9 protein-coding genes are annotated in these 8,111 nt (G+C 36.4%); 6 read left to right on the forward strand and 3 right to left on the reverse strand.

What is annotated here, in order from left to right; all coding sequences use genetic code 11:
• From ACESM9_RS12900 to ACESM9_RS12915, 4 genes are all read left to right on the forward strand, one after another.
• A partial coding sequence (locus ACESM9_RS12900) for an IS3 family transposase (RefSeq protein ID WP_372999363.1) occupies positions 1-595 on the forward strand: 595 nt, incomplete at its 5' end.
• Positions 596-840: 245 nt separating this feature from the next.
• Positions 841-1,101, forward strand: coding sequence for a GNAT family N-acetyltransferase (locus tag ACESM9_RS12905; protein ID WP_372999366.1), 261 nt, complete (start codon positions 841-843; stop codon positions 1,099-1,101).
• Positions 1,082-1,288, forward strand: coding sequence for a hypothetical protein (locus ACESM9_RS12910; RefSeq protein ID WP_372999369.1), 207 nt, complete (start codon positions 1,082-1,084; stop codon positions 1,286-1,288). Before ACESM9_RS12905 ends, ACESM9_RS12910 begins: the two co-directional genes overlap by 20 nt.
• A 189-nt stretch (positions 1,289-1,477) precedes the next feature.
• Positions 1,478-1,909 carry a PBECR2 nuclease fold domain-containing protein gene (locus tag ACESM9_RS12915; RefSeq protein WP_372999372.1) on the forward strand — a complete coding sequence of 144 codons (432 nt, stop codon included), beginning with the start codon at positions 1,478-1,480 and terminating at the stop codon, positions 1,907-1,909.
• Positions 1,910-2,261: 352 nt separating this feature from the next.
• On the opposite strand, the gene ACESM9_RS12920 is transcribed toward ACESM9_RS12915, so the two are convergent.
• From ACESM9_RS12920 to ACESM9_RS12930, 3 genes are all read right to left on the reverse strand, one after another.
• Positions 2,262-2,489 carry a MoaD/ThiS family protein gene (locus ACESM9_RS12920; protein ID WP_372999375.1) on the reverse strand — a complete coding sequence of 76 codons (228 nt, stop codon included), beginning with the start codon at positions 2,487-2,489 and terminating at the stop codon, positions 2,262-2,264.
• An 86-nt stretch (positions 2,490-2,575) separates the two neighbouring features.
• Positions 2,576-2,908, reverse strand: coding sequence for a MoaD/ThiS family protein (locus tag ACESM9_RS12925; RefSeq protein WP_372999378.1), 333 nt, complete (start codon positions 2,906-2,908; stop codon positions 2,576-2,578).
• A 44-nt stretch (positions 2,909-2,952) separates the two neighbouring features.
• Positions 2,953-4,692: an aldehyde ferredoxin oxidoreductase C-terminal domain-containing protein gene (locus ACESM9_RS12930; RefSeq protein ID WP_372999381.1), complete on the reverse strand. Its 1,740-nt coding sequence runs from the start codon at positions 4,690-4,692 to the stop codon at positions 2,953-2,955.
• Positions 4,693-5,006: 314 nt separating this feature from the next.
• Between ACESM9_RS12930 and ACESM9_RS12935 the strand changes: the two genes are divergently transcribed.
• Both ACESM9_RS12935 and ACESM9_RS12940 read left to right on the forward strand, forming a co-directional pair.
• Positions 5,007-6,920 (forward strand): sigma-54-dependent Fis family transcriptional regulator, encoded by a 1,914-nt coding sequence (locus ACESM9_RS12935; RefSeq protein WP_372999384.1) that lies wholly within the window; start codon positions 5,007-5,009, stop codon positions 6,918-6,920.
• Between the two features lie 217 nt (positions 6,921-7,137).
• On the forward strand, positions 7,138-8,111 hold a 974-nt coding region (locus tag ACESM9_RS12940), incomplete at its 3' end, for a fused DSP-PTPase phosphatase/NAD kinase-like protein (RefSeq protein ID WP_411289436.1).

The following is an 8,111-nucleotide window of genomic DNA, read 5'->3' on the forward strand; positions in this document are numbered from 1 at the left end:
TAATATAAAGCCAAAAACAAAGAGAAAGTTCAAAGCTACAACTAACTCAAAGCATAACTATCCAGTTGCTGATAACATTTTAAATAGAAACTTTAATCCTACAGCACCTAACCAGGCCTGGGTAGCAGATATAACATACATACCTACAAATGAAGGCTGGCTTTATCTTGCTGCAGTTGTTGATTTATTTAATCGTAAGGTTGTTGGCTGGGCTATGGATAGCACAATGACTAAAGAACTTGTAATAAATGCTTTAAAGCAGGCTATTGGAAGATATAATCCTCCTACAGGAATAATACATCATTCTGATCGAGGTACTCAGTATGCAAGCTATGAATATCAAGAACTTCTAAGTAAGCATGGTTTTATATCAAGCATGAGCCGCAAAGGAAACTGTTATGACAACGCTTGTATGGAATCCTTCTTTGGCACATTAAAGACTGAACTTATTTACCTAACAAGGTTCAAAACAAGAGCAGAAGCTCGTCTAGCAGTATTTGATTATATAGAGGTCTTTTATAATCGCATACGACTTCACTCAAGACTTGGATATAAGTCTCCAGCAGATTTTGAAAGGTTGTTCGTGATTGCTTAATTATAAATTGAATAGATGCAAAGAAGAACATAGAAAACTAGCCATTCTTTGTGTCTATTTTTTCAGGGTAAGGTCAATGCAGGCTTCCCTAATGAATTAGGTCAGTCTTTACAAAATATTATTGAAAAAATTATAAGCAGGAAGGACCAATTAAGTCAGCTTTGTATTATAGAAATTGATGGAGAGGTTGTAGATGAGTTAAACTACGATATTAAAGGGGATATAGCATATACTGGGTGGAAAATATGCAGTTTTATTACCAGAACAGTGGATACGGGCATAAAATCATCAGAATGCTGTTTGAATTTCTTTTTACAGATGAAAGCATTAACTCTAAGTGTTCCATAGAGAAAATTGCTTGGGATACTATGCTTGAAAACACAGGGGCTCAATATGTTTATGAAAATAAGATTGGTGCTCTGAGAGTCGGAGTAAGAAAAGGTTGTTGGAAAGATCAGATTGGTAAATGGAGGACTGTTGTTGACTATGAAATTAGAAAGAAATAAGCGAAAAGCACCAGAAAAAATCTGGAGCTTTTTAGCAGGTGGAATATGGACTTCTCTATATGTTCTCCCTCGGAAATACATAATAGTTATATTATTAAAAGTTGAAAGAATACAAGTAGCAAAAACAGTGACAAGAAATATGGTAAATCACTTAATAAACTTGATTCAAAACATATTAGAGATATAATGCTTTTAGTAAAAACGAGAAAAGATGATTGTATATGACATGGAGAACCCTACCATCAGTGAGTACTATGAAGTCTGTTTGTGAACATTATTAAGTGCTATATTTTACATTTTATACAATAATCCTACAAAACATTTCATTTAAGTTATATGTGTGCTATAATTGACATATATTTTGTGGGAGGATTGTATGGCGGATAAACTTAATATAAACAACTTGAAATCAGGCTTTAATAGTGTTAAAATCGGTGTTTTAAGTAAAGAAATAATCGATTTGCTTAACTTAAACCGTGATCCTTGTGATATAATTTTATGGGAAGATAGATTTAAATATATACAAAAGCACAAAGGTGATTTCAAAAGCGAAATTGATTTTGAATATCATGTTGCTGCAATACCTGAGGTTATTGAAAATCCTGATTATATCGGAGTGCATCCACATAAAAATAGTCTGGAGTTTATAAAGAGAATTGACGAATTGCTGATTGTTGTTGTAAGAATAAAGCAACAAGGAGATTTAGCATTTAGAACAATGTATCCACTTTCACAAAAGCAATTGCAGGAATATTTAAAAAGAGGGACAGTAGTCGAATTCAAAAAAAGGTTGACACTTAGTGAATAGCGATATTATAATATAGATAGAATATTAATGAGATTAGATTAATTGAGGGCAGAACAGGCAGCTGCCACGCCAGAAATGGTCTTTAAAGAGATGTAGGAGTGCCACCCTACCGATTAATCTAACTCGATAGTTTAAATGGACCTCCTTTTTAGGAGGTCTTTTTACATGTAAAATAATAATTTATGTATTTGGTAATAAATGGCGAACCCTATCACAAGTAAATACAAAAACAGCCTGAAAGCATGTAATGTTGATGCCTTCAGGCTGTTTTCATTTTAGACACACCAAGGTAAGCCTTAATCAGATAATTCTTATAAGATAAGTTCTTATGTGCTGACGCCATATCATTATTTTAGCCTCCTCCCACTGGAGGGAATATTGATACCGTGTCATTGTCCTCAAGTGCTTTATCTAACTTTGCAAATACTCCATTAATTAACAGTAACGAGGCCTCCTCTTTAGGAATGTTTAAGTGCTTAACAACATCTAAAAGAGTTGCTCCGTCAGGTAATTCGATTATTATTTCCTTATCACGATTTTCTCTTAAGGTTGCAAATAAACGCACTTTTACACATATCATTTATATTTGATCCTTTCACAACAGATTTTTTTAAATCTTTTAGTCAAGGTCAGGTTAAAATTCATTTATATGTCACTCATAGGGCATTAGTCCTTCCTTTTTATCTTAAAGTTTGCTTCATTATTTTGGTTTTTCCCGTAAAAGCCAAGAGCTATCCTATATGGACCCGGACAACCGGGTGGCAGAAAAGCTACTCTATCACCTGGATGAATAATGTGGTCTAAGGCTTGAACAAAACCATTGACAAAGATGACTTCTATTTCTTCCAGGGGAATTTCAAGTATTTTGGCTAGTTCTGAACCTTTAATTGCTTCTTCAATTTCATGAATTAAGGGAATGGTACCATGCTTTTTTCTCAAGAATTTATCTAAGTGAAGAAAGCCCCTGACCTCAATGGTTTTCTTTCCTTTTTCACCCATTTTCACTCCTCCGATATTAAATTTAAAATAAATGCTATGGAGTACTAGAAATTGAATACTTCATCGATCTCTTCAGGAGTAAAATCCCAAACCACATTATGTGGTGGACATGGTTCATACTCGAAAAACTCCGGTAATCTGTCATGAGCATTAGTAAAACCAGCAGCCTTATTGAAGGCACGCTCTACTTTAAGCACAGATTTACCAAGTTCATCTACATCTGATGCTGTAAGAGACCAGCCATACTGTGCATTTATCATGTCAATAAGGGCTTGATATCCTTCTGGATTATCAGCTATACCAAAGTATACAAAGAGACACATTCCAGTACTATCAACTGCAGCTGTTCCGATTTGCATAGCTCTTGCGTATTCAATCTGACCATCTTTCTTCAGTGGATCCATGTTAGCTCCAACTTTCAGGATGTTACCGGATATACAATAGCCGGCGGTATGGTCAGCTCCCATTGGGGTAGTAGCATATGTTAGACCAATACCCTTGATAGGACGCGGATCATAAGCGGGTATGCCCTGATCCTTTACTACTGGAGTTCTGTAAAGTCCGCATACCTTGCCTACAACGGCAGTACCTCCTCCAAGGATACGTCCAAGAGGTGTAGGAACAGCAATTTGCTTAACAGCATCCAGCACAGCCTTACCGTCACCCCATGGCAGCAATCCGCCATCCATTGCAGTGGCCACAGCTACGGCTGTTTCTATACTATCAACGCCTACATCGTCCATTGCTCGGTCTATATAAGCTATATCGTCCAAATCTTTAATCGCGGCATTGGCACCAAGTCCCCATATGGTCTCGTACTCAAATCCGCTGGTAATGTATTTGCCCTGTTTGTCCGGATACCATTGTGAACATCTGATTACACAACCGGGATGACAGCCGTGGGATACCTTGCCTTCGCCTCCACGCTCTGAAATAGTTGAGTTTAGTGTTTCACCGGATATATTATCATTGTGTTCTATTCTGCCAGCTGTAAAGTTATTAGCTGGCAGGCCACCGGCTTCGTTTAGTATGTTTATCAATACATCAGTACCATAGGCTGCCAAGCTTTGACCGGAAACCGGATGATCCAAAAGGGCTTTAGCAAATACCTTGGAAGCAGCTTTGAATTTTTCTGGGTCAGCAATAGATACTGTACCAGCACCTGTATCATCTATAACAATAGCTTTTACTTTTTTGGAACCCATTACAGCGCCTAAACCTCCGCGTCCGGCACTTCGTAAATTGCTCTCAGGGTCTTTAAAGGAAATATTCGCAGTAGGCAAGCGGTATTCACCTGCTGGACCGGCAAGAGCAATACCTACCTTTTCACCGTACTTAGCATTTAATACTTTTATTGCCTCATAGTTGCCGGTGCCTCCAAGGATCTCTGCCGGAGCTTCATCTATTGACACACCTTTAGTATCAATTTTTACTACATAGAATTTATCATCTGTAGGCATACCTTCAATAACTAAGGCCTTTATACCCATTCTGGCCATTTTTTGTGAGAAGGAGCCGCCTGAGTTGCTTTCTTTAATAGTACCTGTAAGCGGGCTCTTTGCTCCGACGGAAATACGTCCGGAATTGGGAGCGGAGGTACCGCTAAGCAAGCCTGGGGCAAATATTAACTTGTTATTCTTACCCAAGGGATGACAAGTAGGTTTTACTTCGTCAGCAATAAAGTTAGAGGTAAGCGCACGACCTCCCAAACCCACATACTTCTCGGGAACTTCTCCGATGGTAACCTTCAATGAAGTCATATCCACTCTTATGAACTTATTCATCAAATTACCTCCTTTAATTAATAATCTGCCTATCTTTAACAACTTATTGCAATTTATGTGCCAATAAAGTTGTGAGAATGCTTTTTACATGATTGTTAATATACAATGGTTTCCGGCTGCAGATACCCATATGAAAAAATCAGCTTGATATTATGCTCTATTATGGAACATAATCGGGCGTAATGAGTGTTCTATTTAGATACAGTGGTCAATAATGACACATTTTTTTCTCTGTTGCCTTGAAAAACGAAGGAAAAAAATTTTCTGAAGAGAATATTAATAAATACTGAAATAATTGTTAGGGGATGGAAGTAATGAATAAGGCTACTGAGCTCAATATAAGAAAAAGTATTGAGGCATCCAAGGAAAGGTGTAGATTACGAAATTTGGACACAGAGCTTAAGTATAGTCGCAAGATAATTGAAGGAGCAGCTCTTCAAAGAGTATTAAAAAGGAATAGAGAATTAATAGAATTGTCTAAGCCCTTTATTGAGCATCTATATAATTTTGTTAAGGGATCTAATTTTTTTACTATTTTAACAGATGAAAGCGGATGTATTCTAAACGTTATTGGTGACGAAGGGATATTAGAGGAAGCATTTGCTATCAAAATGATACCGGGAGCTTATATGGATGAAGAAAATATCGGAACTAATGCAATGAGCCTGGCACTTACAGAGAAAAAGCCAATACAAATTTCCGGAGAAGATCACTATATAAAGGCTTATCATAAATGGACCTGCTCAGCAGCACCAATAATGGATGCTAATAATAAGCTTATCGGGGTGCTGGATTTGACAGGATATTATGACTCTGTCAATTCTCATACACTGGGTATGGTAGTTGCAGCAGTAAATGCAATAGAAAAGATGCTGGAGATTATTGAATATAATAAGAAATTGGAATCGGCCAAGATATACACGGATACAATAATTGACTCCATTCCTGCTGGTATTATGACATCGGATTTGGATGGAAATATAATTACAGTAAACAAGCACATGCTATATTTGTTTGGTTATACAGAGGAAGAAATGAAACAAAAGAAGGCGTATAGTTTGTTTGAAGACTGGGATAATGCCATTAAGGCAATCAGGCTCAATGATAATTACTTAGATGAGGATGTATTTGTTAACTCCAGGAAAAATGTATTGCAGTACAATCTAAGTGTTTATCCTATACGAGATATTAAGGAAAACTTGAATGGTGTTGTTTATGTTTTTAAAGAAGTAAGAAAGGTAAGAAAATTAGCAAATAAGATAATGGGGCGACAAGCTATATATACCTTTGATAAGATAATTGGGAATAATAAAGAGTTTCTCAAAACCATTGAGTTTGCTAAGCAAATTGCTGACAGCAGGTCCACCATCCTGATAATGGGAGAGAGTGGTACAGGAAAAGAAGTTTTTGCCCAGTCTATTCATAACTATAGTAATAGAAGAAATGAAACCTTTGTAGCCCTGAACTGCGGCGCCATTCCCAAAAACTTGATAGAATCCGAGCTTTTTGGTTATGAGGAGGGTGCATTTACCGGAGCCAAGAAGAATGGCCATCCTGGGAAGTTCGAGATAGCAGATGGAGGAACTATATTTCTGGATGAAGTTGGAGAGATGCCTCTTGATATGCAAACCAGGCTGCTGAGAGTAATCGAGGAGGGTACCGTATGCAGGATAGGCAGTACCAAAGAGATCGTTGTAGATGTTAGAATTATAGCCGCAACCAACAAAGACCTGGTAGAAGAAGTAAACAGGGGAAATTTCAGAAAGGACCTATTCTACAGGCTTAATGTTCTGCCACTTAGGCTGCCTGCCTTGAGGGAGAGAAAGGACGATATTCCGCTATTGATAGATTATTTTATGAATAAAATATCAAAACGAATTAATAAGAAGGTTATTGAATTAACTAAGGATTACCTGAAAGAATTGATTGAATATGATTGGCCCGGTAATATAAGAGAACTTGAGAATCTGATAGAACTAGTGTTAAATACAGGTTGTATTGATCACAACCATATAAAAAGCAAAAAGGCTATCGGTAATGAAAACTATATAGATATAGAAGAAGCCGAATTTAATCTGGAAAAAGTAGAGAAGGAGATTATTATAAAAGCTCTGAAGAGATTTAAGGGCAACATTACCAATTGTGCAAAAGCACTAGGGATAGGAAGAAATACTCTGTATCGAAAAATCAGCAAATATAAGATAGACTGTTCTGAATTTGAGGTATGAGATTTAAGTAAGTGCCAGAAGATAGAGTGAATCAGTAAATAACTTTATCTTCTGGCGTTTTCATTATAGAAAAATTAAAATGAAAATTTCCAGTTAAATTATGTAATTATGGCAATTAGTGGAGTTTGTAGCATGGATAACTTGAATAGAATTAGTTTCGTCACCTTATACTATGATTACTCACCTTAATCATTTTATAAGGAAAGAAGGGATTAAATTGGGCAAAAATTTCAAAAGAGTGGCATCATTTTTATTAATGTTGATAATATCCATTTCATTGACATTCTTGACAGCCGCGAGCATTGAAGCTAAATCTATGGATGTAAAAAAAGATGTAAATCTTGTGGTAGATTCTCCTGGTCATGTAGATATTCTGCCCAGGAATTTTCGTAAAACTACAGACTTAACCATTATAAAAGACAACAAAAACTTAAATTTAACAGGGTTAGATAAATTAAATATCTCAGGCAGTCAACAATTCACAGTGAAGAATCTTCCTATGTTGATTGATGCTATTAGAACCTCACTGCCAATAACAGTGGTAGATTTGAGACAGGAATCCCATGGATTCATCAATGAATACTCGGTCAGCTGGGCAGATGAAAAAAATAACGCCAATGTGGGCTTGACTAGAGACCAGGTTTTGGTGGATGAAGTCAAAAAACTAAAAAGCATAAAGCTGAATAAACCTATTAATTTTTATAACCATCCTAAAATAACTGTAACACCTACAAATGTTCAAAATGAGGACCATCTTGTCAAATCAAAAGGATTGTCTTATTTACGGGTAACAGTCAGGGATGGAGGAATACCAACTGATGACATGGTTGATTACTTTGTAGATAGTATTAAGGCTCAACCTAAAGAATCCTGGTACCATTTTCACTGTAAGGAAGGTATAGGAAGAACTGCTACTTTTATGATCATGTATGATATGATGAAAAATTACCAGTCAGCCACCGCAGAAGAAATTATAGACAGACAAGTGGCATTGGCGAATTTTAAAGAAAGTACCGCACAATCTTTCTATAACAAGGAAAGGATAGTTTTTCTGAATAAGTTCTATGAATACTGCAAAGCAAATGGAGATAAATTCGATGTAAAATGGAGCCAATGGAAAAAAGCTGCTGCTTGTTCAGCAGCTTTTCCTGTTAAGCTCATTTCTAATGTAACTTTGAACTATATAAAAAA

This window comes from Lutispora sp., assembly GCF_041687175.1.
In the GTDB taxonomy this organism is placed as follows: Bacteria; Bacillota; Clostridia; order Lutisporales; family Lutisporaceae; genus Lutispora.

Bases quoted from the DNA above. Each gene is read 5' to 3' on its own strand.
- ACESM9_RS12905 (WP_372999366.1), top strand. From the start codon at position 841: ATGCAGTTTTATTACCAGAACAGTGGATACGGGCATAAAATCATCAGA.
- ACESM9_RS12910 (WP_372999369.1), top strand. From the start codon at position 1,082: ATGAAATTAGAAAGAAATAAGCGAAAAGCACCAGAAAAAATCTGGAGC.
- ACESM9_RS12915 (WP_372999372.1), top strand. From the start codon at position 1,478: ATGGCGGATAAACTTAATATAAACAACTTGAAATCAGGCTTTAATAGT.
- ACESM9_RS12920 (WP_372999375.1), bottom strand. From the start codon at position 2,489: ATGATATGTGTAAAAGTGCGTTTATTTGCAACCTTAAGAGAAAATCGT.
- ACESM9_RS12925 (WP_372999378.1), bottom strand. From the start codon at position 2,908: ATGGGTGAAAAAGGAAAGAAAACCATTGAGGTCAGGGGCTTTCTTCAC.
- ACESM9_RS12930 (WP_372999381.1), bottom strand. From the start codon at position 4,692: ATGAATAAGTTCATAAGAGTGGATATGACTTCATTGAAGGTTACCATC.
- ACESM9_RS12935 (WP_372999384.1), top strand. From the start codon at position 5,007: ATGAATAAGGCTACTGAGCTCAATATAAGAAAAAGTATTGAGGCATCC.